26 protein-coding genes are annotated in these 22,236 nt (G+C 68.0%); 14 read left to right on the plus strand and 12 right to left on the minus strand.

All coding sequences use genetic code 11. The features are described 5' to 3' along the window. The first annotated feature begins 4 nt into the window (after positions 1-4). Entirely contained in the window at positions 5-1,111 is a 1,107-nt protein-coding gene (locus AB0E69_RS16365) for an FAD-dependent oxidoreductase (protein WP_360145439.1), read from the plus strand. On the opposite strand, the gene AB0E69_RS16370 is transcribed toward AB0E69_RS16365, so the two are convergent. Then, entirely contained in the window at positions 1,079-1,714 is a 636-nt protein-coding gene (locus AB0E69_RS16370) for a helix-turn-helix domain-containing protein (RefSeq protein ID WP_360145442.1), read from the minus strand. The two genes, AB0E69_RS16365 and AB0E69_RS16370, sit on opposite strands and share 33 nt — an antisense overlap. 265 nt (positions 1,715-1,979) lie before the next feature. On the opposite strand from AB0E69_RS16370, the gene typA reads away from it, so the two are divergent. Both typA and AB0E69_RS16380 read left to right on the plus strand, forming a co-directional pair. Then, positions 1,980-3,842 (plus strand): translational GTPase TypA, encoded by a 1,863-nt coding sequence (gene typA, locus AB0E69_RS16375; RefSeq protein ID WP_360145445.1) that lies wholly within the window; start codon positions 1,980-1,982, stop codon positions 3,840-3,842. 179 nt (positions 3,843-4,021) lie between these two features. After that, positions 4,022-4,579: a L,D-transpeptidase gene (locus tag AB0E69_RS16380; protein WP_360145448.1), complete on the plus strand. Its 558-nt coding sequence runs from the start codon at positions 4,022-4,024 to the stop codon at positions 4,577-4,579. Positions 4,580-4,611: 32 nt separating this feature from the next. Here the strand turns inward: AB0E69_RS16380 and AB0E69_RS16385 are convergent, their stop codons facing one another. Next, the gene (locus AB0E69_RS16385) at positions 4,612-5,118 is read right to left on the minus strand and encodes a macro domain-containing protein (protein WP_360145451.1); all 507 of its coding nucleotides are present in this window, start codon (positions 5,116-5,118) and stop codon (positions 4,612-4,614) included. Then, complete coding sequence (locus tag AB0E69_RS16390; protein WP_360145454.1) at positions 5,115-5,975, minus strand: haloalkane dehalogenase; 861 nt, start codon at positions 5,973-5,975, stop codon at positions 5,115-5,117. The genes AB0E69_RS16385 and AB0E69_RS16390 overlap by 4 nt, the downstream gene beginning before the upstream one ends. 91 nt (positions 5,976-6,066) lie before the next feature. Between AB0E69_RS16390 and AB0E69_RS16395 the strand changes: the two genes are divergently transcribed. Then, the gene (locus AB0E69_RS16395; RefSeq protein WP_360145457.1) at positions 6,067-6,858 is read left to right on the plus strand and encodes a L,D-transpeptidase family protein; all 792 of its coding nucleotides are present in this window, start codon (positions 6,067-6,069) and stop codon (positions 6,856-6,858) included. A 10-nt stretch (positions 6,859-6,868) separates the two neighbouring features. Here the strand turns inward: AB0E69_RS16395 and AB0E69_RS16400 are convergent, their stop codons facing one another. The 6 genes from AB0E69_RS16400 to AB0E69_RS16425 form a co-directional block, all read right to left on the minus strand. Continuing rightward, on the minus strand, positions 6,869-7,219 hold the full coding sequence (locus AB0E69_RS16400; protein WP_360145460.1) for a DUF2516 family protein: 351 nt from the start codon (positions 7,217-7,219) through the stop codon (positions 6,869-6,871). A 116-nt stretch (positions 7,220-7,335) separates the two neighbouring features. After that, on the minus strand, positions 7,336-7,869 hold the full coding sequence (locus AB0E69_RS16405) for a hypothetical protein (RefSeq protein ID WP_360145463.1): 534 nt from the start codon (positions 7,867-7,869) through the stop codon (positions 7,336-7,338). A gap of 36 nt (positions 7,870-7,905) precedes the next feature. After that, a complete protein-coding gene (locus AB0E69_RS16410) occupies positions 7,906-8,289 on the minus strand; it encodes a helix-turn-helix transcriptional regulator (RefSeq protein WP_360145466.1) in 384 nt (127 codons plus the stop codon). Between the two features lie 68 nt (positions 8,290-8,357). Continuing rightward, positions 8,358-9,107, minus strand: coding sequence for an SDR family oxidoreductase (locus AB0E69_RS16415; RefSeq protein ID WP_360145469.1), 750 nt, complete (start codon positions 9,105-9,107; stop codon positions 8,358-8,360). Positions 9,108-9,119: 12 nt separating this feature from the next. After that, positions 9,120-10,106 (minus strand): hypothetical protein, encoded by a 987-nt coding sequence (locus AB0E69_RS16420; protein ID WP_360145472.1) that lies wholly within the window; start codon positions 10,104-10,106, stop codon positions 9,120-9,122. Between the two features lie 79 nt (positions 10,107-10,185). Then, positions 10,186-10,929 (minus strand): SDR family oxidoreductase, encoded by a 744-nt coding sequence (locus AB0E69_RS16425; RefSeq protein WP_360145475.1) that lies wholly within the window; start codon positions 10,927-10,929, stop codon positions 10,186-10,188. A gap of 127 nt (positions 10,930-11,056) precedes the next feature. Here AB0E69_RS16425 and AB0E69_RS16430 point away from each other — a divergent pair, with 127 nt between their 5' ends. The 7 genes from AB0E69_RS16430 to AB0E69_RS16460 all read left to right on the plus strand — a co-directional run bounded on the left by AB0E69_RS16430 (position 11,057) and on the right by AB0E69_RS16460 (position 17,341). Further along, entirely contained in the window at positions 11,057-11,935 is an 879-nt protein-coding gene (locus AB0E69_RS16430; protein WP_360145478.1) for a helix-turn-helix transcriptional regulator, read from the plus strand. 4 nt (positions 11,936-11,939) lie between these two features. Then, positions 11,940-13,232 (plus strand): D-inositol-3-phosphate glycosyltransferase, encoded by a 1,293-nt coding sequence (gene mshA / locus AB0E69_RS16435; RefSeq protein ID WP_360145481.1) that lies wholly within the window; start codon positions 11,940-11,942, stop codon positions 13,230-13,232. Further along, entirely contained in the window at positions 13,229-13,717 is a 489-nt protein-coding gene (locus AB0E69_RS16440; RefSeq protein ID WP_360145484.1) for a YbjN domain-containing protein, read from the plus strand. The genes mshA and AB0E69_RS16440 overlap by 4 nt, the downstream gene beginning before the upstream one ends. Before the next feature lie 10 nt (positions 13,718-13,727). Next, on the plus strand, positions 13,728-14,474 hold the full coding sequence (locus AB0E69_RS16445; RefSeq protein WP_360145487.1) for a phosphoglyceromutase: 747 nt from the start codon (positions 13,728-13,730) through the stop codon (positions 14,472-14,474). Between the two features lie 443 nt (positions 14,475-14,917). After that, positions 14,918-15,943 carry a hypothetical protein gene (locus AB0E69_RS16450; RefSeq protein ID WP_360145490.1) on the plus strand — a complete coding sequence of 342 codons (1,026 nt, stop codon included), beginning with the start codon at positions 14,918-14,920 and terminating at the stop codon, positions 15,941-15,943. A 505-nt stretch (positions 15,944-16,448) separates the two neighbouring features. Continuing rightward, the gene (locus tag AB0E69_RS16455; RefSeq protein ID WP_360145493.1) at positions 16,449-16,907 is read left to right on the plus strand and encodes a helix-turn-helix domain-containing protein; all 459 of its coding nucleotides are present in this window, start codon (positions 16,449-16,451) and stop codon (positions 16,905-16,907) included. Positions 16,908-17,185: 278 nt separating this feature from the next. After that, positions 17,186-17,341 (plus strand): hypothetical protein, encoded by a 156-nt coding sequence (locus AB0E69_RS16460; RefSeq protein WP_360145496.1) that lies wholly within the window; start codon positions 17,186-17,188, stop codon positions 17,339-17,341. A gap of 20 nt (positions 17,342-17,361) precedes the next feature. Here AB0E69_RS16460 and AB0E69_RS16465 read toward each other — a convergent pair whose 3' ends face one another. The 3 genes from AB0E69_RS16465 to phoU all read right to left on the minus strand — a co-directional run bounded on the left by AB0E69_RS16465 (position 17,362) and on the right by phoU (position 19,043). Continuing rightward, the gene (locus tag AB0E69_RS16465) at positions 17,362-17,937 is read right to left on the minus strand and encodes a dihydrofolate reductase family protein (RefSeq protein ID WP_360145499.1); all 576 of its coding nucleotides are present in this window, start codon (positions 17,935-17,937) and stop codon (positions 17,362-17,364) included. A 24-nt stretch (positions 17,938-17,961) separates the two neighbouring features. Continuing rightward, on the minus strand, positions 17,962-18,270 hold the full coding sequence (locus AB0E69_RS16470) for a hypothetical protein (RefSeq protein ID WP_360145502.1): 309 nt from the start codon (positions 18,268-18,270) through the stop codon (positions 17,962-17,964). Positions 18,271-18,335: 65 nt separating this feature from the next. Continuing rightward, positions 18,336-19,043: a phosphate signaling complex protein PhoU gene (phoU, locus tag AB0E69_RS16475; RefSeq protein ID WP_360145505.1), complete on the minus strand. Its 708-nt coding sequence runs from the start codon at positions 19,041-19,043 to the stop codon at positions 18,336-18,338. Between the two features lie 208 nt (positions 19,044-19,251). On the opposite strand from phoU, the gene AB0E69_RS16480 reads away from it, so the two are divergent. The 3 genes from AB0E69_RS16480 (at position 19,252) to AB0E69_RS16490 (ending at position 22,235) form a co-directional block, all read left to right on the plus strand. Continuing rightward, on the plus strand, positions 19,252-20,469 hold the full coding sequence (locus tag AB0E69_RS16480) for an ATP-binding protein (protein WP_360145508.1): 1,218 nt from the start codon (positions 19,252-19,254) through the stop codon (positions 20,467-20,469). Then, positions 20,466-21,143, plus strand: a complete 678-nt coding sequence (locus tag AB0E69_RS16485) for a response regulator transcription factor (RefSeq protein WP_360145511.1) — start codon at positions 20,466-20,468, stop codon at positions 21,141-21,143. Before AB0E69_RS16480 ends, AB0E69_RS16485 begins: the two co-directional genes overlap by 4 nt. 84 nt (positions 21,144-21,227) lie before the next feature. Next, a complete protein-coding gene (locus AB0E69_RS16490) occupies positions 21,228-22,235 on the plus strand; it encodes an iron-siderophore ABC transporter substrate-binding protein (protein ID WP_360145514.1) in 1,008 nt (335 codons plus the stop codon). Position 22,236 lies beyond the last annotated feature (1 nt).

Raw genomic sequence — 22,236 nt, forward strand, 5'->3', positions numbered from 1 at the left:
CGCCATGGGATACGCGGTCGTGGTCGGTGGCGGGATTGCCGGTCTGGCCTCAGCTGCTTCGTTGCAGCGGGCCGGGTGGCGGGTGCTGGTGCTGGAGAGCGCGCCTGAGCTGGGCGAGGTGGGCGCCGGTGTCGTCGTGACCGTCAACGGGATGCGGGCGCTGGCGGCGATCGGGGCGGACGAGCAGGTACGGCGGAACGGGTACGCGCTGCAGCCGGCCGGGACGCGGTCCTGGGACGGGAAATGGTTGCTCAGGGCACCTGATGGCGACGATGCGATGAGCCGGATGGTGGGGATCCACCGGCAACGACTGCATCGGGCGTTGGTCGAGGCCGCCGACGGGGTGGAGCTGATCACCGGCGCCCGGGTGACCCGGGTGGATCCGGCGACGGGGCGGGTCGAGTGGGGGACGGAGAGCGTGACGGCCGATCTGGTAGTCGGGGCAGACGGGATCCGCAGCGTTACCCGGGCGGCGCTGTTCCCGAACCAGTTGAAGTACAGCGGTTACAGCTGCTGGCGGGCGGTGGTCGCGGACACGTCGGTCGGCGACCGGTTCGCGATGACGTGGGGGCCGAACGCGGAGTCGGGGGCGATGCGGATCAGCCCGACGGAGGTCTACTGGTACGGGTACGTCGCGATGGCGAGTGGCGTGCGGTTTCCGGACGAGCCGGCGGCGGCGCGGGAGTACTTCGCGGACTGGGTGGATGACCTCGCCGACGCGGCCCGTGAGGTGATCCGGCACGACGTCTGGACGCTCGCCGATCCACTCCCGCGGTACACGGGCGGCAAGGTGGTCCTGGTCGGCGATGCCGCGCATCCGATGCTGCCGACGCTGGGGCAGGGAGCGAACTCGGCGCTCGAGGACGGGGTGTCGGTCGGGATGCTCAGCCCGGAGCAGTACGACGCGCAGCGGTACCGGCGTACGCAGCAGCTTGTGCGCAGGTCGGACCAGATGGCGCGGGTCGGCGCGCACCTCGGGCCGCGATGGCAGCGGCTGAGAAACGCGCTGCTGCGCGTCGTCCCGCCGCGACCCGCTCAGCGGTCCGGGACGAAGTTGTTCGACTGGACGCCGCCCGGGTCATTTGGCGCGCAGGCGGTGGACCGGGGGTGACGTGATCGGGAGGGGTACGGCGGGCGCCGGCAATGTGTAACCGGCGTACAAGCGGCGCCGAACGTCCTCCAGCGGGAAGGTCTCCTGGTAGATCGCCAGCTTCACGGTCACGCCCTCCAAGGTTGCCCGTAGCAACATTTCTTCCAGGGCCGGGTCGGGGGCGCCGCGGGCGGTGAAGATGTCGCGGATGGCGTCTTCCACCAGGGACAGGCGGGCGGACTTGGCCTCCTCGACCCGGGCGAAGACGTCGTGAGTGGTGGGTTGCATCATCAGGGTGATGGCCAGGCGCTGGATCGGGAGCGTGGTCGCGGCCGCCATCAGGGCGCCGTCGATGATGCCCGCCAGCCGTTCATCAGGAGTTCCCTGGATGGTCAGGATGCCGGCGATGCCGTCCAGCCAGCGGTCCAGGAGCTCGGCGGCCAGCTGCTCCTTGGTCGCGAAGTAGTACGACACCAGGCCCCGGGAGACGCCCGCGGCGGTGGTGATGTCGGAGATCGACGCGGCCTCGTAGCCCTTCGCGGCGAAGACCTCCAGCGCTGCGGCCAGGATGCGTTCGCGGGAACGCTCGCGCATCTCCTGGTTGGCGCTCGCCGAACGCGGCACGGTCCTGCTCTCTCCCGGTCGTGGCCCCGAAGCGCCGGGCAACCCCCCATCCCCGGCGCTCCTGGGTCGACCCCCCGTTTCCTGCGGCCCCTCCCCAGGCGCCGATTATAGACTGGACGTCCAGTCAACAAATGTCAAAGGTCTTCCCGATTCGTGGACACGCAGAGCGACAGGTAGGATGTAGGTGCTGCGCCCTGTGTCGAGTGGCACGTGAAAACAGCCGTAGCCACCGCCAGAACCCTCTTACCGCTTGGAGCGCTTCCTCATGCCTGTCCGTAACGACCTGCGCAACGTCGCGATCGTGGCCCACGTCGACCACGGGAAGACCACCCTCGTCGACGCGATGCTGTGGCAGTCCGGCGCGTTCGGAGCCCATCAGCACGTCGACGAGCGGGCGATGGACTCCGGCGACCTGGAGCGTGAGAAGGGCATCACGATCCTGGCCAAGAACACCGCCGTCCGGCACAAGATGGCCAACGGCGAGCAGATGACGATCAACATCATCGACACCCCCGGCCACGCCGACTTCGGTGGTGAGGTCGAGCGCGGCCTGTCCATGGTGGACGCGATCGTGCTGCTGGTGGACGCCTCCGAGGGCCCGCTGCCGCAGACCCGGTTCGTGCTGCGCAAGGCGCTGGCCCGGCAGATGCCGGTGATCCTGGTGGTGAACAAGGTGGACCGCCCGGACGCCCGGATCTCCGAGGTCGTCGACGAGACCTACGAGCTGTTCCTGGACCTGCTCGACCACGACGCCGACCAGAGCGCCCTCGACTTCCCGGTCGTGTACGCCTCGGCCCGCGCCGGCCGCGCCTCGCTGAACCAGCCCGCCGACGGCGGGATGCCGGACTCCGAGGACCTCGAGCCGCTGTTCGAGACGATCCTGAACAACGTGCCGGCCCCGGAGTACACCGAGGGCGCACCGCTGCAGGCCCACGTGACCAACCTGGACGCCTCGCCGTTCCTCGGCCGGCTCGCGCTGGTCCGGGTGCACGAAGGCACGCTGAAGAAGGGCTCCCAGGTCGCCTGGTGCCGCCACGACGGCTCGATCCAGAAGGTCAAGATCACCGAGCTGCTGGTCACCGAGGCGCTCGAGCGGGTGCCCGGCGACTCGGCCGGCCCGGGCGACATCGTCGCGATCGCGGGCATCCCGGAGATCATGATCGGCGATACGCTGACCGACCCGGACGACCCGAAGCCGCTGCCGCTGATCACCGTGGACGAGCCGGCCATCTCGATGACGATCGGTACCAACACCTCGCCGCTGGCCGGCCGTAGCAAGGGCACCAAGGTGACCGCGCGGCTGGTCAAGGACCGGCTCGACCGCGAGCTGGTCGGCAACGTGTCGCTGAAGGTGCTGCCGACCGAGCGGCCGGACGCCTGGGAGGTGCAGGGCCGTGGTGAGCTGGCGCTGGCCATCCTGGTCGAGCAGATGCGCCGCGAGGGCTACGAGCTGACCGTCGGCAAGCCGCAGGTGGTCACCCGCGAGATCGACGGCAAGCGGCACGAGCCGGTCGAGCGGCTGACGATCGACTGCCCCGAGGAGTACCTCGGTACGGTCACCCAGCTGCTCGCGGTCCGCAAGGGCCGGATGGAGCAGATGACCAACCACGGCACCGGCTGGGTGCGGATGGAATTCCTGGTCCCGGCCCGTGGACTGATCGGGTTCCGGACCGAATTCCTGACCGACACCCGGGGTACCGGGATAGCGCACCACGTGTTCGAGGGGTACGAGCCGTGGTTCGGCGACCTGCGCACCCGCCCGTCGGGTTCGCTGGTCTCGGATCGGGCCGGCGCGGCCACGTCGTACGCGATGATCAACCTGCAGGAGCGCGGCACCATGTTCGTGGAGCCGGCCACCGAGGTGTACGAGGGCATGATCGTCGGGGAGAACTCGCGCTCCGACGACATGGACGTCAACATCACCAAGGAAAAGAAGATGACCAACGTCCGGTCGAACGCGGACGAGTTCGAGAAGCTGGTGCCGGCGCGCAAGCTGTCGCTGGAGCAGTCGCTCGAGTTCTGCCGTGAGGACGAGTGCGTCGAGGTGACGCCGGACGCGATCCGGATGCGGAAGGTCGCGCTGACCCAGATCGAGCGCTCGAAGCTGGGCCGGAAGTCCAAGATCTGAACCGCTAGAACACGTTCTGGACACGGTCCGCGGGCAGCCCGGGCACGGGTGGATCGGACTGTGATACATAATTCTCGGCCGGTGACCGGGGGAAGAAAATTCCGGATCGTTACCAACCAGACGTGAAGTCATGACGTCTGTCTTGTGGAAGCAACTTTTTGGGGGAAGGACAAGGAATCATGGGCATTCTGCGTAAGTTCGCCGCGACTCTGACGGCTGCCGCGTTCGTGGGTGTCGGCGCGCTGGCGGCGACCACGACGGCCGACGCCGTGGTGGTGCCGAAGACCGCACCGATGGTCGCGACCTCGGCGCAGAAGTCGACCGCGGCGGCGAAGACCACCGCGACCGTCGGCAAGTACCACCTGGACAAGCGGTGCCTGACCCGCGGCCGGGTTCTCTGCATCAACAAGAAGACCCGCAAGCTCGTGTACGTCGTGAACGGTAAGCCGGTCCAGGTCATGGACGTCCGGTTCGGCGCGTCCCGCACGCCCACCCGCACCGGCGTCTTCAAGGTCTACCGCAAGTCGAAGAACCACGTGTCGTCGCTCTACCACTCGAAGATGCCGTACGCGATGTTCTTCAGCGGTGGCCAGGCTGTCCACTACTCGTCGGACTTCAAGGCCCGCGGCTACAACGGCGCTTCGCACGGCTGCGTGAACGTCCGCGACAAGAAGAAGATCGCCTGGGTCTTCGCCCGGGTGAAGGTCGGCGACAAGGTCGTCGTCTACAAGGGCTGATCACCCAACCAGCACCGCACAGCGGCCGGGAGCTAGTTCCCGGCCGCTGTTGCGTTCTGAAACGCCTTGTAGAGCCTGGGTTCCACCAAGCAGAAGGTCGCGGTCTGTACGTCGGTCGGCGTACTGCGGAGCGTCCGTACGGCGATCTCCGCCGCGGACCGTGCCGGCCAGCCGTAGATCCCGGCCGACACCGCCGGCAGCGTCATCGTCTTCACCCCGAGCTCGTCCGCGATCCGTAGCGCGTCGCGGTAGCAGGACTCGAGCAGGGCCGGATCCCGCTGGCCGGCGGTGTAGTTCGGCCCGACGACGTGGATCACGTACTGCGCCGGAAGCGCCCCCGCCCCGGTCCACACCGCCGTACCCGTGGGTGTTCCGTTCGGATAGCGCTCGATCAGCTCGTCCAGGATCTCCCGGCCGCCGGCCCGATGGATCGCTCCGTCCACCCCACCACCGCCCCGCAGCGCATGGTGAGCGGCGTTCACGATCGCATCCGCGGGCACGGTCGTGATGTCCGCAGTACTCAGGCTGATCTCGATCATGCTCCATTCCAGCAGGTCGGTATCCACTCGACGAGCGCGGCCGCGATCTCGGCGCCCGAGTCCTCCGGCAAGAAGTGCAGGCCGGCCACTGTCACCTCACGCTGATTCGGCCAGCGCCGGCACTGGTCCCGCAGCGGTCCGTTCAGGAGCGCACCCGGTTCGCCGTTGACGAACAGCTTCGGGACCTGGGACATCGCCATCCACTCGGCGTTGGCGCTGACGATGTCGTGCACGTCGGCCGGGATGCCGTCGATCGGGATCTCGCGGGCCCAGGTCAGCATCGGGCGCCGGCTCTCGCCGGGTTCGACGTACGGCGACCGGTACTCGGCCAGCTCCTCGTCGGTCAGATCGCGCAGCGTGCCGCTCGGCAGTACCAGCTCGATGAAGACGTTCTCGCCCAGCACCAACTGCTCTCCCTCGGCGCTCCGAAGCCTGCGAAACAGCTCGGGAGCCGGCGCATTCGGGCTGTCCCACCTGACCGGCGCGACCAGCGTCTCCAGGTAGGCGATCCCGCTGACGGCATCCGGGTGCCGGCGCGCCCAGTCGGTGGCCAGCACCCCACCCCAGTCGTGCCCGACGAGGATCACGTCGCTGGTCAGGCCCAGGGCGTCGAAGAACTGGTCGACGTACCGCCGGTGGTCCACGAACCGGTAACGTCGGCCATCCTCGGCGTCCGACGGATCCGATCTGCCCATACCCACAAGGTCCGGCGCGATGCAGTGGGCGATCGCCGAGACCGGCGGAATCACGCTGCGCCAGAGGTACGACGAGGTCGGGTTGCCGTGCAGGAAGACGACCGGGCGACCCGTTCCCGCCTGGCGGTAGGCGAGGGACTCCGATCGTTGGACCAACTCCATGCGGGTACCTCCGGTAAGCTTTGGTGCCAACCACCAGGCCAGTGAGGACGTCCTACGAGTGTAGGGACGGGGTCTATCAGAGGGGTGTCCGATGCGCGGGCTGATTGTTCGGAAGCTGTTGAGTGGGCTGGTCGTCGGCGGTGCCGTCGCGGCGCTGCTCGGCTCCGGACTGCGTGCGACTGCGGCGCCGTCCGACCTCAAGACCGTGCCGTTCGAGGTGAGCGGCGAGCTGCCGATCTACCCGAAGGCCCTGTGGAAGAACGGTTCCGCGGGCGCCGACGTACGGAAGGTCGAGGCCCGGCTGGTCCAGCTGAAGCTGCTGGAGAAGCGCTACCAGGACAACGACTTCGGCACGATGACCCGGTCCGCGGTGAAGAAGTTCCAGCGGTCCAAGGGGATTCCCCAGCTCGGGTACGTCGACCAGAACACCTGGAACCAGCTGGTCAAGGTCACCCACGAGCCGACCCAGACCGAGCTCTTCCCACCGGCGCCCGTGGTCGACGGCCGGAAGCTCGACCCGCGCTGCGCGACCGGTGTCGCGTTGTGCATCGACAAGTCGACCCGCAAGCTGCGGTACGTCGTCGACGGCGTGGTGAAGATGCAGATGGACGTGCGGTTCGGCGCGGTGAAGACCGCGACCCGCGAGGGCGGCTTCACGGTCGGCTGGAAGAGCCGGAACCACGTCTCGAAGCTGTACGACTCGAAGATGCCGTACGCGATGTTCTTCAGCGGTGGGCAGGCTGTGCACTACTCGTCGGACTTCGCGGCCCGTGGGTACAACGGCGCGTCCCACGGCTGTGTGAACGTGCGGGACCTGGCCAAGATCAAGGTGCTCTTCGACGAGGTTCAGGTCGGCGACAAGGTGATCGTCTACCGGTCGTGAGGTAGCGGGCTTATAGCGGGCGCGGTCCGCGGCGCCGGCGTACGCCCCAGCCGCCGCGGCCGCGACCGGCGGCGGCGCGCAGGGCCGGGCGGGCGTCGACCAGGTAGACGGCCGACGCGACGATCCCGACCAGGCCGAAGAAACTCAGCCAGCCCTGGAAGATCTGACCCAGCGTGAAGGTGACCAGGATCAGCACCCAGCCGGGCTTGGTGAGCTTGTCCGCCGCGACGAACACGGCGCGTGGCCGGAACGCGGCGTCCAGCAGGGCGACCAGTTTGATCGCGAGCAGCACCCACCAGATGACCGACAGCGGATCTGCGAACCCAGGAAACAGGTTCTGGAAGGTGATGAGCGGGCCCATGTGCTAGAGCCTAGCCGACAGACCGGGCGGCCCACCTCTGCTCAGTCGCAGCTGCGGGCCGCCGGCGGCCAGGATTCACCCTGCGGTGGGCGAATCGTCACCGAATGTGGTGACGGTCAGTCGCCGATCTTGCCGGCCGCGTCCTCGGCCGCCTTGGTGGCTGCCTTCGCGGTCTTGCGGGCGCTGGTCGCGGTCGCCTTGACGTTGCGGGTCGCGGTGCTTGCGGTCTTCTTCGCGGTGGTCCGGGTGGCCTTGGCCTTGCTCACCGTGGTCTTGGCGGTGCCGATCAGGTCCTCGGTCGCCTTCTGGTGGCGGATCCGCTCGACCAGGTCCTTGCCGCGGCCGGCCAGGTCTTCGTAGGTCTCCTCGGCCTGACCGAGCACGGTGGTGAAACCGGCCTGCGCGAACGCCGGCAGCTCACGGAGCTTGGCCGGGGCGGTGCGGGCGTCGGCCACGAGGGCCTCGACGCGCTTGGTCAGCTCGGCCTGGCGCTTGGTCAGCTCACGGGTCAGCTCGGTCTGCAGGGTCTTCTGGTCCAGCTTGGCGAAGCGGGCGGTGACGTCCTCGCTGACCGCGCGGAACTTCTCGACCGCGAGGTCGCCGGCGCCGGCGAGCGCGTAGAAGGGGGTCACAGGCGTACGGGTAGCCATCAGGGTGCTCCTCGGTAGGTTTGCAGCAGGAAGGTGTTACGCAGGGGTCTGGTTCTCCCGGACGAACGACGTGTAGACGTCCAGCAGGACACGCTTCTGCCGTTCGTTCAGCGCGGGGTCGAGCAGGACGGCGTCGACCACGCCGGAGGCTTTCGTGCCCTCCGGGCTCTCGTCCGGATCGAGGATGCCGGCCCGGACGTACAGCGTCTCCGCTGAGATCCGCAACGCCTTCGCGAGCTGCTGCAGCACGTCGGCCGACGGTTTCCGCAGGCCACGCTCGATCTGGCTGAGGTACGGGTTCGACACCCCGGCCAGGTCCGACAACTGCCGCAACGACAACTGCGCGTGCCGTCGCTGCTCGGCGAGGTACTCCCCGAGGGAGCCCACCGCCCCAGCCGCCTTGTCCGTCAACCTGGCCATGTCCCCAGTGTGCTAGCAACCTGCTTGCAATTGCAAGCACCAACCTGGTGAGGCGGCTCACGTGCCAGTTACTGCTCCCGGAAGACCTTGTGCTGGGCGGCCTGGGCGCGGGGGCGGACGGTGATCCGGTCGAGGTTCACGTGCGCGGGCCGGGTGGCGACGTACGTGACGATGTCGGCGATGTCTTCGGCGGTGAGGGGTTCACGGACGCCGGCGTACACGGCGTCGGCCTTGGACTGGTCGCCGTCGAAGCGGGTCAGCGCGAAGCCTTCGCTGCGGACCATGCCGGGGGCGATCTCGGTGACCCGGACCGGCTGGTCGTAGAGCTCGAGGCGGAGGGTGTCGACGACGGCCTTCGCGCCGTGCTTGGCGGCGACGTATCCGCCGCCGCCCTCGTACGCGACCTGGCCGGCCGTCGAGCCCATCACGATGATCATGCCGCGGCCGGCGATAAGGGCCGGGAGCAACGACTTGGTGACGGCGGCGACGGCGATCACGTTGACCTCGTACATCCGCCGCCACGCGTCCAGGTCGGCCTCCGCCACCGGCTCGAAGCCGAACGCGCCGCCGGCGTTGTTGAGCAGGACCTGCAGCTCGTCGCCGACGGCCTCGGTCAGCCTGGCGACATCGGCGGCGGACGTGACGTCACACTCCACCGCGCGACCGTCGATCTCCTTGGCCAGCGCCTCGATCTGGTCCAGCCGTCGCGCGGCGCAGATCACCTCGAACCCGGCCCGGGCCAGATACCGCGCAGAGGCGGCCCCGATCCCGCTGCTGGCACCGGTCACGACGGCAAGAGGACGCTCGCTCGAAGTCATGGACCGAGTCTCTCAAACCGTGCTGACAAACCTGCGATCCGTCTCAACCTCCGTGGTACGGCGAGCAGCCGCAACCACCGCACCCAGGAGAGTCAGGGTGAGTACGGCGAAGCCACCCAGCATCCCCAGCGTCTGGCCGTCGGGGTGAATCAGCGACTGTCCACGGAACGCCTGGACGGTCACGGTGAGCATCAGACCCGCGTACCCGAAGGCGGCAACGCCGATGAGGCGGGTGCGGACTCGCTCCGAGCGTAGCCAGGCAACGCGACCGGAGAGCAGGCTCAGAGCGAGCACCGTGAAGAGCAGGACCTGGATCGCGTGCAGGCCGACGAAGTGCGGGATGCGCAGGTCGCCGCCGACGGTGCTCCAGTGGGTCAGCGGCATACCAGGCCCGCCGGCTTCGACGCCGATCCCGTGGCTGCCGGCGAGCGTGACCGGGTGACCGTACGCGTCGGTGGTCAGCTGCCGGGCGCCGTTCGAACCGACCAGGTAGAAGGCGATTCCCATCCCGGCGACGGCGAGCCCGAGACCGACCCGGATCGCGCGGTTCAGGGGTGCGTCGCCGATCCGCTGGAACAGCAGCATGATCGCGACCACCAGGCTCGCGCCGAACAGTCCCATCACCCCGGACATGAAGACCTTCTGCCCGACCTGGTTGAAAGTGTCGGCGTTGGCGTTGAAGTGGCTGAACGTACCGCGGGCGGCCTGCACCGCGATGAACCCGACGTCCACGATCCCGGTGATCGCGAACACCGTGCCGGTCCACCAGCCGAGCCGGCGCGCCTTGCGCAGCCTGGAGAGCAGCCAGGCCAGCGTCGCGCCGTACGCCACGAACGAGATGCCGAACTTGAACGGCTTGAGCCACACGGACTCGTTGAGGATCTCCCGGTGGTCGACGGCGAGACCGACGCCGGAGGCCAGGACCAGACCGGCCATCGCGAGCACCATCACCATCAGCGGCCGGTGCCAGGACTTCACTTCTGCGAGGACTGTGCGCATGTCCTCAATGCTTGTGGCGTACGGCGCCGAGCACAGTGGAGCGAGTCCGCCGATCACGGTGGTGGTAGGCCTACCCTGATCACGCCTGACGGGTCGGCAGGGCGATGATCTGGCGGAGGTTGAGCTCGCGCCGGCGGCTGACCGTGAACGTGACGACGTCGGCGATGTCGTCCGCGGTCAACGGGCCGATCTGGTCGTTCATGGCCGCGATCAGCTCCTGGCCGTCGGTGTCGAGGTGGGTGGCGAGTTCGGTGTCCGTGAGGCCGGGCTCGACGTTCGTGACGCGGACGTCGTACGGCGAGAGGTCCGCGCGCAGGGCCGCGGACAGTTGGGTGAGAGCAGCCTTCGTGGCGCCGTAGACGGCGTACCCGGGGAAGACGACGTGGGCGCCGATCGACGAGATGTTGACCAGGTCTGCCGTTCCGCCGTTGGCCGCCGCGGCGATCAGGTCGGGCGTGAACGCGTGGACGAGCCGCAGTACGCCGGTCAGGTTGGTGTCGATCATCCGGGTCCAGTCGTCGAGCCGGCGCTCCGTCACCGGCGCGGCGAGCATCACGCCTGCCGCGTTGACGACGAGGTCGACCCGGCCGAGCCGCTCGTGGATCCGCGCGACGCCGGCGTCGACCGACTCCTGCGACGTCACATCGATCGCGACGCCGAACGTCCGCGCGCCGAGCTTGCCGGCCAGGTCGTCGAGCCGGTCCTGCCGCCGGGCGACAAGGGCGACCGAGGCGCCCGCCTCGGCCAGTTGGGTGGCGATCGCGGCGCCGATCCCGCTTGCGGCGCCGGTGACGACTGCGGTGCGGCCGGTGAGGTTGTTCATCGTTTCCTCCATCGGGTGGTTGATGTCACCGATCCTGTGGCGGACGCGAGCGGCTACCCAGAGGTCTGTTGAGCCTGGTTCTGACAGGACCAGGTTGCGGACCCGGCCGGTCTGGATACTGGAGGGCATGGACCGACGTGCGGAGCTGACCGACTTCCTCAAGTCGCGGAGGGCGCGGGTGCAGCCCGAGGACCTCGGGCTGAAGGTATTCGGCGGCCGCCGTCGCGTCTCCGGGCTGCGGCGCGAGGAGCTCGCACAGGCTGCCGGTGTGAGCGCCGACTACTACGTCCGCCTCGAGCAGGGCCGCGCGGAGAACGTCTCGCAGGAGATCCTCGACGCGGTCGCCGACGTACTCTCGCTGACCGAGGACGAGCGCAAACACCTTGCCCTGCTGGCGAAACCGGTCCGCCGGGCCGCCAAACGCCGTACGCCGGAGCGCCTGCGACCGGGGATGCAGCGCCTGCTCGACTCGATGCCCGACGTACCGGCCTTCGTCCTCGGCCGCCGGATGGACGTGCTCGGCTGGAACCGGCTGGCCGCGGCCCTGATCGCCGACTTCGACGGCCTGGACCGCAAGCAGCGGAACATCCCGCGGCTGCTCTTCCTCGACCCGGCGTCGCGCGACTTCTACCCGGACTGGGAGGCGGTCGCGGACGAGACCGTCGGCTACCTGCGGATGTACGCCGGCCGCTACCCGACCGATCCGGAGCTGACCGAGCTGATCGGCGAGCTGTCGATCCAGAGCCCGGAGTTCCGCGAGCACTGGGCACGGCACGACGTGAAGGACAAGACCTTCGGGACCAAGACGCAGCACCACCCGCTGGTCGGCGACATCACCGTCCAGTACGAGACGTTGCAGCCGCCGGGCGAACCGGACCAACTGCTGGTGACGTACACGGTCGAGCCCGGCTCGACCTCCGAGCAGAACCTGCGGCTCTTGGCCAGCTGGACCGCCGCCGATAGGGAGAACTCCCGATTCCCGGCGGAAACCCCGGAGTTACCCTGACCAGGTGACCGAAGCCTCCGCCGACCGCCCGCTGCGGCGGGTGGCGATGATCAGCCTGCACACGTCGCCGCTGGACCAGCCGGGGACCGGCGACGCGGGCGGGATGAACGTCTACGTGGTCGAGCTCTCCAAGCAGCTCGCGGCGCTGGGGATCGAGATCGACGTGTTCACCCGGGCGACCGCGTCGGCGCTGCCGCCGCGGGTCGAGCTGCTGCCGGGCGTGATGGTGCGGAACGTTGCCGCCGGGCCGTACGAGGGTCTGACGAAGAACGAGCTGCCGGCGCAGCTGTGTACGTTCGCCCGGGCCGTGTTGCGGGCCGAGGCGATCCACGAGCCGGGCTGGTACGACGTGATCCACTCGCACTACTGGTTGTCCGGGCAAGTCGGTCTGCTCGCCCGCGACCGGTGGGCTGTCCCGCTGGTACACACGATGCACACGATGGCCAAGGTGAAGAACGCGAGCCTTGCGGAGGACGACGTACCGGAGCCGCCGGCGCGGTTGCTCGGCGAGGAACAGGTGGTGGAGGCCGCGGATCGCCTGCTGGCCAACACATCTGACGAGGCGCGGGAGCTGATCGAGTTGTACGGCGCTCAGCCGGCGAAGGTCGGGGTGGTGAATCCGGGCGTGGATCTGGAGATGTTCTCGCCGGGTTCGCTCGCTGCCGCACGTCAGGCGCTGGGCTTGCCTTTGGATGCCGTCGTACTGGCGTTTGTCGGGCGGTTGCAGCCGTTGAAGGCGCCCGACCTGTTGATCCGGGCGGCGGCGCGGATGCTCTCGCGCGATCCGTCGCTGCGATCGCGGTTGGTGGTGGCGATCATCGGTGGGCCTTCGGGGAACGGGATGGAGCATCCGGAGGCGCACGCGGAGTTGGCGCGGGCGCTCGGGGTCGACGACGTGACGCGGTTCGTGAAGCCGATGGAGCGGTCGCTGCTGGCCGAGTGGTACCGGGCGGCGTCCGTGGTGTGCGTGCCGTCGTACTCGGAATCCTTTGGTTTGGTGGCTTTGGAGGCGCAGGCCTGCGGTACGCCGGTGGTCGCGGCGGCGGTCGGCGGTCTGAGTACGGCGGTGGTGCACGGGCAGACCGGGTTGCTCGTGCACGGGCACAGCGTGGACGACTTCGCCGACGCGCTGGCCCGGATCGCGACGGATCCGGCCACCCGCGAGACCATGAGCCGGGCGGCGGTCAAGCATGCACAGGGGTTCGGCTGGAAGCTGACCGCCCGCAAGACGCTGGCGGCGTACCGGACCGCGGGCGACACGATGGCGGCTGAGATCGCTGCGGAGGTGGCTGGGTGAGGGTGGCGGCGGCGGATGTGATCCGTCAGGTGCTGGTGGAGAACGAGATCGCGTTCACCGAGGACGAGCCGGGTACGTTTGCGGCGGATTTGCCGGGGGAGCGGAAGCTCAAGACGACGGTGTCGTTGACGGTCGGGCCGCAGGCGGTGCATGTGCACGCTTTCGTGGCGCGGCATCCGGACGAGAACCAGGAAGCCGTTTATCGGTGGTTGCTGGAGCGGAACCTGAAGATGTACGGCGTTGCTTTTGCTGTGGATCACGTTGGGGACATCCACCTGGACGGGCGGGTGCCGTTGCACGCGATCACGCCGGTCGAGGTCGACCGGTTGCTGGGGGCGGTGCTGGAATACTCGGACACGTCGTTCAACACGATCCTCGAGCTGGGGTTCGCGTCGTCGATCCGGCGCGAGTACGACTGGCGGGTCGCGCGCGGCGAGTCCACCCGGAACCTGGACGCTTTCAAGGGCTGGCTGGAGCCTCGCTAGACTCCGAGGCATGACCTATCGCCTGATCCTGCTCCGCCACGGCCACAGCGACTGGAACGCGAAGAACCTCTTCACCGGCTGGGTGGACGTCGACCTGAACGCGCAGGGTGTCGAGGAGGCGCACCGCGGCGGCGAGCTGCTCCGCGACCGCGATCTGCTGCCCGACGTCCTGCACACCTCGGTGCTGCGCCGCGCCATCCGGACCGCGAACATCGCGCTCGAGGTGGCGGACCGGCAGTGGATCGACGTACGGCGCTCCTGGCGGCTGAACGAGCGGCACTACGGCGGCCTGCAGGGCAAGGACAAGAAGCAGACGCTGGAGGAGCTCGGCGAGGAGCAGTTCATGCTGTTCCGCCGCTCCTACGACACCCCGCCGCCGGCGATCGAGCGCGGCTCGGAGTACGACCAGGCCGGCGACCCGCGGTACGCCGGCCTCCCGTCGGAGCTCCTCCCCGCGACCGAGTGCCTCAAGGACGTCGTCGAGCGGATGCTCCCGTACTGGTACGACGCGATCGTCCCCGACCTCCGCACCGGCAAGACGGTCCTGGTCACCGCCCACGGCAACTCCCTCCGCGCCCTCGTCAAACACCTCGACAACCTCGACGAGAAGACCGTCGTAGGCCTCAACATCCCCACCGGCATCCCCCTGTACTACGAACTCGACGACGACTTCCACCCGGTAACCCCCGGTGGCGAATACCTAGACCCCCAAGCAGCCAAAGACGCCATCGAAGCCGTAAAAAACCAGGGCCGCTAAACCCACAACAGCTGCGCCAAAGGAACCCCGAAATGGACACGCCTTCGGCGCGGCTGTCTTGTCCCCGGCTCCGCCGGGCGCGGCACGTGGTCTCGGCGCCGGCGTACTCGGCGAAGTGCAAGTGGATCCGGGGACCGCGCCGAAACGGACACGCCTTCGGCGCGGCTGTTCTTATCACCGGCTTCGCCGGGCGCAGGAGCTGATCCCGCGCTCAAGTGCTTGGCGGACAATCCACATACGCGAAAGGTCACGCCTTCGGCGCGGCCGTCTGTTGCCCGGCTCGGCCGGGGCGCGGGACGTGGTCTCGGGCGGACGTACTCGGCGGAGTACGGGTGGTTCGGGGGTGTCGCGCGGAGAGGTCGCGCCTTCGGCGCGGCTGTCTGTTGCCGGCTTCGCCGGGGTGCGGGGGTGGGTTCGCGCCTAGGTGCTTGGCGAGCAACTGTATGGAGGCGAGAAGGCCCGCTCGATGCGGCTGGTTTCTTCCCGGAGGCCGTGCGACCGGCTGTGGTCGCACGCTTCTCAGTGGAGTGGTCACGGAATGTAGTCGGGATCTGCTACAAATTGCTCTCACTCTTCTGCGCTTGCTCGGGCAGGGCAGGGAGGCCAATGGAAGGAAACAGGTGGGAAGCGGGATCGTGCAGTTCGCCGAGTACCGAGCGTTCGAGGTTCAGCGGCAGGACGCCAGCAACGCGATGATGGGACTGTTGGCAGGCGCGCAGCTCGCCTCACATCTGCTGCAGCTGACCGAGGGATCGGACACACTGCTGCCTGACGTGTTCCCCCGTGTCCCGCACATCCGTCGCTTCAACCTACGCACCGAAGCCGCGCTCGCCATCCTGCAGTCCGCCGACACACATCTCGGCGCGATGAGCGTTCCGTATGCTTTGGCACTTCACGAGGATTTCCTGAAGACCTGCGTCGGGCTCTTGATTCGTGATGGAAAAGCGCCGGCGAATGCCTGCAACGCGGTCCTTGCTCAGTTGCATGACGCGATCGAGTCCGCTACCGGTAAGACGTTCGACGCGGACAGCATCATCCAGATCGACACGCTGCGGCTGATGCGCAACGCAACCATCCACAGCGGTGGCCGTGCGCACCAACCACTCGTCGACAAAGTTGGCCTGTGGACCCCGACGGCGGAGGCCGGCTGGGTGCGAATCACGAAGAAGTCGCTCGCCGGAATCGCGGTCGGCGACCGAGTCGAGTTCGGGCATCCGGAGCTCATCCTCACCCTGGCCGTGACGAAATCTCTCGGACGGCAGGCGAACGTCATTCTGCGCGACTCACTCCGGCGGAGTTTGTGGGCCGAGCTCGTCATCGAAGACGTCCTCGCCGAGGAACCCGGCATCCTGAACCGGCATCAGCTCGAACGGAAAGCAGTAGGAAAGGCTCGCAGGCACTACGCCAGCCTCAAGCTGACGGTCTCCGAGCTCACCGCGGCGATGCGCGTCGTACTGCGCTCGACATAAGAAGTGGCGGGCCCCGATGCGGGCCCGCCACTGACGAAAAAGTGGGGCTCTGCCATTGAGCTACGACCCCTCCGTGAGGAGGGCGCCGGGATTCGAACCCGGATCGTCCACTTCAGCCAGAGCATCCGGTGATGAACCGCTGGGACTGACTCCCCATACTCCGTCTGCGCGAACTCCTTCGCGCATACCCACTGTAACACCCACCTCTCAGAAGACTGCCTTGGCTGACCAGCCGCGGCACGCGGGACTCGCTGCGCCCGCAAGCGGCCGCCGGGCGACTTGAGCGAGACGAAACACGCCTTCGGCGCGGCTGTCTTCAGGCGCCTTCGCAGGGCCGCAGACGGGTGATGTGAGGTCGGCGTGCTCGGGGGACAGTGGGTGGGTTCGCGGTGGCGTAGGAAGGTTCACGTCTTCGCTGGGGCAGCGGAGGTCAGGAGAACAGTTGCGGTTATTGCGGTTGTTGCGGATACTTCGGTTGACGCGTGGCGATCCGGGAGGAGTGGTGATGAGCTCTGCAGAAGCGGCCGCTGAGCGGCTGGATGCTGCTCAGGTTCATTCCGCGGAGGTCGCCATGCGGCGAGTCAAGCGATACCTGGCCAGTCATGTCGACGACAGCGAAGTTCGCGTGGTGGTGGACGGTGACCCTGACGGTGCCTTGGCTGTTCCGCGGAGTGCTGTGGAGCTTCTGGCCAAGGTGCTTGCGCATATGGCCGCCGGTCAGACCGTGTCGGTGGTTCCTGCTCATGCCGAGCTGACGACCCAGCAGGCCGCGGCCATGTTGAACGTCTCTCGGCCCTATCTCATCGGTCTGCTGGACGCCGGGGAGATCGAGTATCGCAAGGTGGGGACGCATCGCCGGGTCCGCGTCGATTCGCTGCTGGACTACAAGCGCAAGGACGACCAGGACCGTCGCGAGGTCGCCGACGAGCTGACTGAGCTCAACCGGGACATGGGCCTGTACTGACGTGTCGTTCATCGTCGTCTACGACGCCAACGTTCTATCCCAACAGCCTGCGCGATCTGCTCATCCGAGTCGCGCAGGCCGGTCTTGTCCAGGCGAAGTGGACCGAGGAAATCCTCGACGAGACCTTTCGGAACCTCAAGCTCACCAGGACCAGCCTCGATCCCGCCAAGCTCGATCGCACGCGTTAGTTGATGAACCGGGCGATCCGAGATGTCCTCGCCGCTGTGATCAAGGCCGTGCCCAGGTGATCGGGTCAGTGGGGGGCTGCTGACGACTTCGTGCTCGATCTCATCGATCTGAACCAGCAGGCGGTCTACGCCCAGGTGCAACGGATGGCCGACGCCTGGCAGAACCCCCCAGGCAGCGTCGACGACGTTCTCACCTCCCTCGAACGCGTTGGTCTGCTGGGAAGCGCCGCCGCTCTCCGCGCCTGACAGCGATTCGGGGCGACGGGTCAGGGGTGGCGAGTTGGGCGGTAGGTTAGTTGTTGGGTGTGGGTGTCGAGGGTTTGGGAATCGAGGAGTTCTAGGTCGAAGTTGCCGGTTTCTTCGAAGATTCGGTCTTTGGGGGATTGGGACTGGTTGTTGAGGACCGGGAAGATCGTGACCCGGAGGCGGTCGATCAGGCCGGCGGTCAGGAGGGCTCGGTTCAGGGTCAGGCTGCCGTGGGAGATGAGGGGGAGGTCTGATTCCTCCTTGAGGCGGGCGACCGACTCGACGGGGTCGCCGGGGAGGACGGTTGCGTCTGGCCACTCGAGGGGTGCTTGCAGGGTGTTCGAGACCACCGTCGTGGGCAGGTTGTGCATTCGGGTGACCCATGGGTCGAAGGACTCGGGTGCCGAGGACAGCATCGCGGCGAAGAGGCGGAACGTGCCGGCGCCGAGGAGTAGCCGCTGTTTCTCGCCGAACTGGGTGAAGCGGTGGGCGAGGAACTCGGGGCCTTCCTTTCCCCAGTAGCCGCCGTACGGGCTGGTGGGCGAGCCGTAGCCGTCGAAGCTGGAGAAGATGTCGAAGGTCAGGATGGCGGTCACGATGGGCTCCTCGGCTGGGGGTTGTCAGCCGTCAGCCTGCCCGCCGGCCGCCCCGGACGCGTCATCAGTGTTGACTATTTCCTCGTCCGGAGTCGTCCGGAGTCGTCCGGAGTCGTCCGGAGTCGTCCGGACAGTGCGGAGGTGGGCGAGCCTGGCCTGGAGTTCGGGGTGGTCGGCCAGCACCTCGGCGTTCGCCTCCAGGAGGGCGCGTTCGGTCTGGAGGATGTTCGCCAGCTGCCGTTCGACCTCGGCCAGGTGGGCCTTGAGTTCGGTGGGGGTCAGGGTGGAGAGGTCGGTGTTGACGAGACGGGCGGTCTCGGCGGCGTCGGTCATGCGGTGAAGATATACCGGTAGCCCCCGGCAACCGATGGTTGCCGGGGGCTACGGAGATCGGGAGGTCAGTTGCCGTTCGGGTTCGGGGCCGAGGCGCCGGCGCCGGAGCCGGCGGCGGTGCCACCGATGGCGACCGGGAGCTCGCCGGTGACCAGGTAGACGACCCGGCGGGCCATCGAGACCGCGTGGTCCGAGATGCGCTCGTAGTACCGGGACAGCAGCGCCATGTCGACGGCGACCTCGACACCGTGCGGCCAGCTGTCGTCCATCATCAGGCGGAACTGGTTGGTGCGGAGCTTGTCCATCTCGTCGTCGGTGGCCTCGAGCTTGCCGGCCGCCTCGACGTCGCGGGTGGAGATCACGTCGCCGGCGGCGTCGACCATCTTGCCCGCGACGCTGCCCATCTCCTGGATCACGTCGTGCAGCTCGGCCGGGATCGCGGGGGCCGGGTAGCGCATCCGGGCGATCTTGGACACGTGCGCGGCCAGGTCGCCCATCCGCTCCAGGTCGGCGACCATCCGCAGCGCGGCGACCAGCATCCGCAGCTCGTTGGCGACCGGCGACTGCCGGGCCATCAGCTCGAAGACCTTCTCCTCGACGCCCTCACCGGCGGCGTCGAGCTGGATGTCGGCCGCGATGACGTCTTCGGCCTTCCGGATGTCGGCTTCGAGCAGGGCCGCGGTGGACCTGCGTACGGCGGTGGACACCGTCCGCGTCATCCGCTCCAGCTCGGCGAGGATGTCGTCGAGCTGCTCGTGGTAACTGTCACGCATGGTGTTCGAATCCGATCTGTGGTGTCCGATACCGCAGCGGACAGGGTACGTCGGGAGTGGTCCGGTACCCGTCCACCGGTGACCGTATGCCGTCGAGGTTGCCGATCGGCGACGAGTGGTGAACGCCCGATGAACAGTTGAGACGTGTCCCGGTCATCCGGTGCTCATTCGGTCTTTCCCTGCTGGTTGCCCGCGTAGCATCGTTGCCGTGGACCCCACGCTGGCTGCGGTGCTGGGCGGCGTCATCGGCGCGGCCCTGGCCCTGCTTTCGCTCGGTGCGATGATGCTTTCGGAGCGGGCCCAGCGGAAGATCCCGGAGACCTCCGACCCGATCGTCCCGGCCGGCGTCGCGACCGTGCTCTCGGTACTGCGCTCGTCCGCCGTCGTGATGGGCCCCGAGGACCAGGTCCTGCAGGCCAGCGCCCCGGCGCACGTGCTGGGTATCGTCCGCGGCGAGCGGCTGGTGGTCGACGACATCCTCACCATGGTTCGCCAGGTCCGCCGCGACGGCGAGATCCGCCAGCAGGACCTGGAGATCGTCCGCGGCCGGCTGGGCGCGACGCAGTACGTCAGTGCCCGGGTCGCGCCGCTCGGCAGCCAGCTGGTGCTGGTCCTGGTCGAGGACCGGACCCGGGAGCGCCGCCTGGAGGCGATCCGGCGGGACTTCACGGTCAACGTCAGCCACGAGCTGAAGACCCCGGTCGGCGCGCTGATCCTGCTCGCCGACGCGGTCTCCGAGGCGGCTGACGACCCGGACGCGGTGCAGCGGTTCTCGGACCGGATGCGGATCGAGGCCTCCCGGCTCAGCCGCCTGGTCAAGGAGATCATCGAGCTGTCCCGGCTGCAGGGTGACGACCCGCTGGAGAACCCGGGCCCGGTCGACATCAACGGCGTGATCGAGTCCGCGGTGGACCGCTGCCGGGTGGACGCCGAGGACCGGGACATCAAGATCGTGGTGAAGACCGAGCCGGAGCTCGAGGTGATGGGCAGCGAGGACCAGCTGTCGATTGCCATCGGCAACCTGGTCGAGAACGCGGTCAACTACAGCCCCGACGGCACCCGGGTCGCGGTCGCCGCGCACCCGATCGGGGACCTGGTCGAGATCACCGTCTCCGACCAGGGCGTCGGTATCCCGAGCAGCGACCTGGAACGCATCTTCGAGCGGTTCTACCGGGTAGACCGGGCCCGCAGCCGCGAGACCGGTGGGACCGGGCTCGGCCTCTCGATCGTCAAGCACATCGCGTCCATCCACGGTGGCGACGTGCGGGTCTGGAGCGTCGAGGGTCAGGGCTCCACCTTCACCGTGAGACTCCCGCTGCGGCTCGAACCCGCGCCGGGCCAGACCGACTCCACCAGCCAGGAGGAGCCGGCCGCATCCCTGACGCCAACCCCGTTGGGGCAGATCACAAAGGAGACAGCTTCGTGACCCGAGTGCTGGTCGTCGAAGACGAAGAGAGCTACAGCGACGCGCTGTCGTACGTGCTCCGCAAGGAAGGGTTCGAGGTCGCCGTCGCGGAGACCGGACCGGACGCCCTGGACGAGTACGACCGCGCCGGTGCGGACATCGTGCTGCTCGACCTGATGCTGCCGGGCCTGTCCGGTACCGAGGTGTGCAGAGCACTGCGCAGCCGGGGCAACGTGCCGGTGATCATCGTCAGCGCCAAGGACACCGAGGTCGACAAGGTCGTCGGGCTCGAGCTGGGCGCGGACGACTACGTGACCAAGCCGTACAGCCCGCGGGAGCTGCTGGCCCGGATCCGGGCGGTACTGCGGCGTGGCCAGGACGTCGAGCTGCTACCCGACACCCTCGAGGCCGGACCGGTCCGGATGGATGTCGAGCGGCACGTGGTGACCGTGTCCGGGACCGAGATCCGGCTCCCGCTGAAGGAGTTCGAGCTGCTCGAGATGCTGCTGCGGAACACCGGCCGCGTGCTCACCCGTGGCCAGCTGATCGACCGGATCTGGGGCGCCGACTACGTCGGTGACACCAAGACCCTCGACGTGCACGTGAAGCGGCTGCGCTCCAAGCTCGAGAAGGACCCGTCGAATCCCGCCCACCTGGTCACGGTGCGTGGTCTCGGCTACAAGTTCGAGTCCTGAGTCACAGCGTCACGGGTCGCGACCACCCGTGAAGTTAGCTTAGGCTCTCCTTAGTTGAGGCACTTGGTCTAAGGAGAGTCGAACATGTCCTGGTCCCGTACCCGGGTCGTCAGTGCGGTCACCGCCGTACTGCTCGCCACGACCACGCTGGCCGCCTGTGGCGGTGACGGCGACGACAAGGCCGCATCATCGGCCGGCGCGGCGTCGTCCGGGTTCCCGGTCACGTTGAAGAACACCTTCGGTGAAACCACCGTTCCGAAGAAGCCCGAGCGGATCGTCACCCTCGGCTGGAACGCGCAGGACGTGGTCTACGCGCTCGGCGAGACCCCGGTCGGGATGCCCAAGGTCAGCTACGGCCCCACCCCGGACGGGGTGACGGCGTGGGACGCGGACAAGTTCGACAAGTCGAAGACCACCCTGCTGGACACCGGCGACAAGTACCCGTTCGAGAAGATCGCGGCGCTCAAGCCGGACGTGATCCTGGCGCCGTACGAGGGCTTCGACAAGGCGACGTACGACACGCTGAGTGGTATCGCGCCGACCGTGGCGTACCCCGGGGCGCCGTGGCAGACCACCTGGCAGGACCAGACGCTGCTGGTCGGTGAGGCGCTCGGCAAGAAGGCCGACGCGGAGAAGGTGATCACCGGTATCCAGGACAAGATCAAGCAGGTTGCCGCCGATCACCCGGAGTTCAAGGGCAAGACCGTCACGGTCGGCTCCTTCGGCGCGGACAACTACGTCTACATGCCGGGCGACCCGCGGGTGCAGATCCTGAACGAGCTGGGCTTCAAGAACTCTCCGGGGGTCGAGGCGCTGGAGAAGACCAACGCCAAGAAGGAGTTCTCGCTGACGATCAGCAAGGAGAAGGTCGCCGACATCGACGCCGACGTGCTGATCGCGTACGTCGACGGGATCGGGACGCAGAAGTTCCTGGCCGATCCCGTCTACTCGTCGCTGAAGGCGTCCAAGTACGCGCTGCGGGACCAGCAGGTGATCTCCGGGATGAGCGCCGTCAGCGTGCTGAGCGTCCCGTGGGTCCTGGACAAGGTCCTGCCGGACCTCTCGAAGGCAGCGTCCGCCGCCAAGAGCTGAG

It is taken from the genome of Kribbella sp. NPDC026611 (assembly GCF_040638345.1).
Lineage (GTDB): Bacteria > Actinomycetota > Actinomycetes > Propionibacteriales > Kribbellaceae > Kribbella.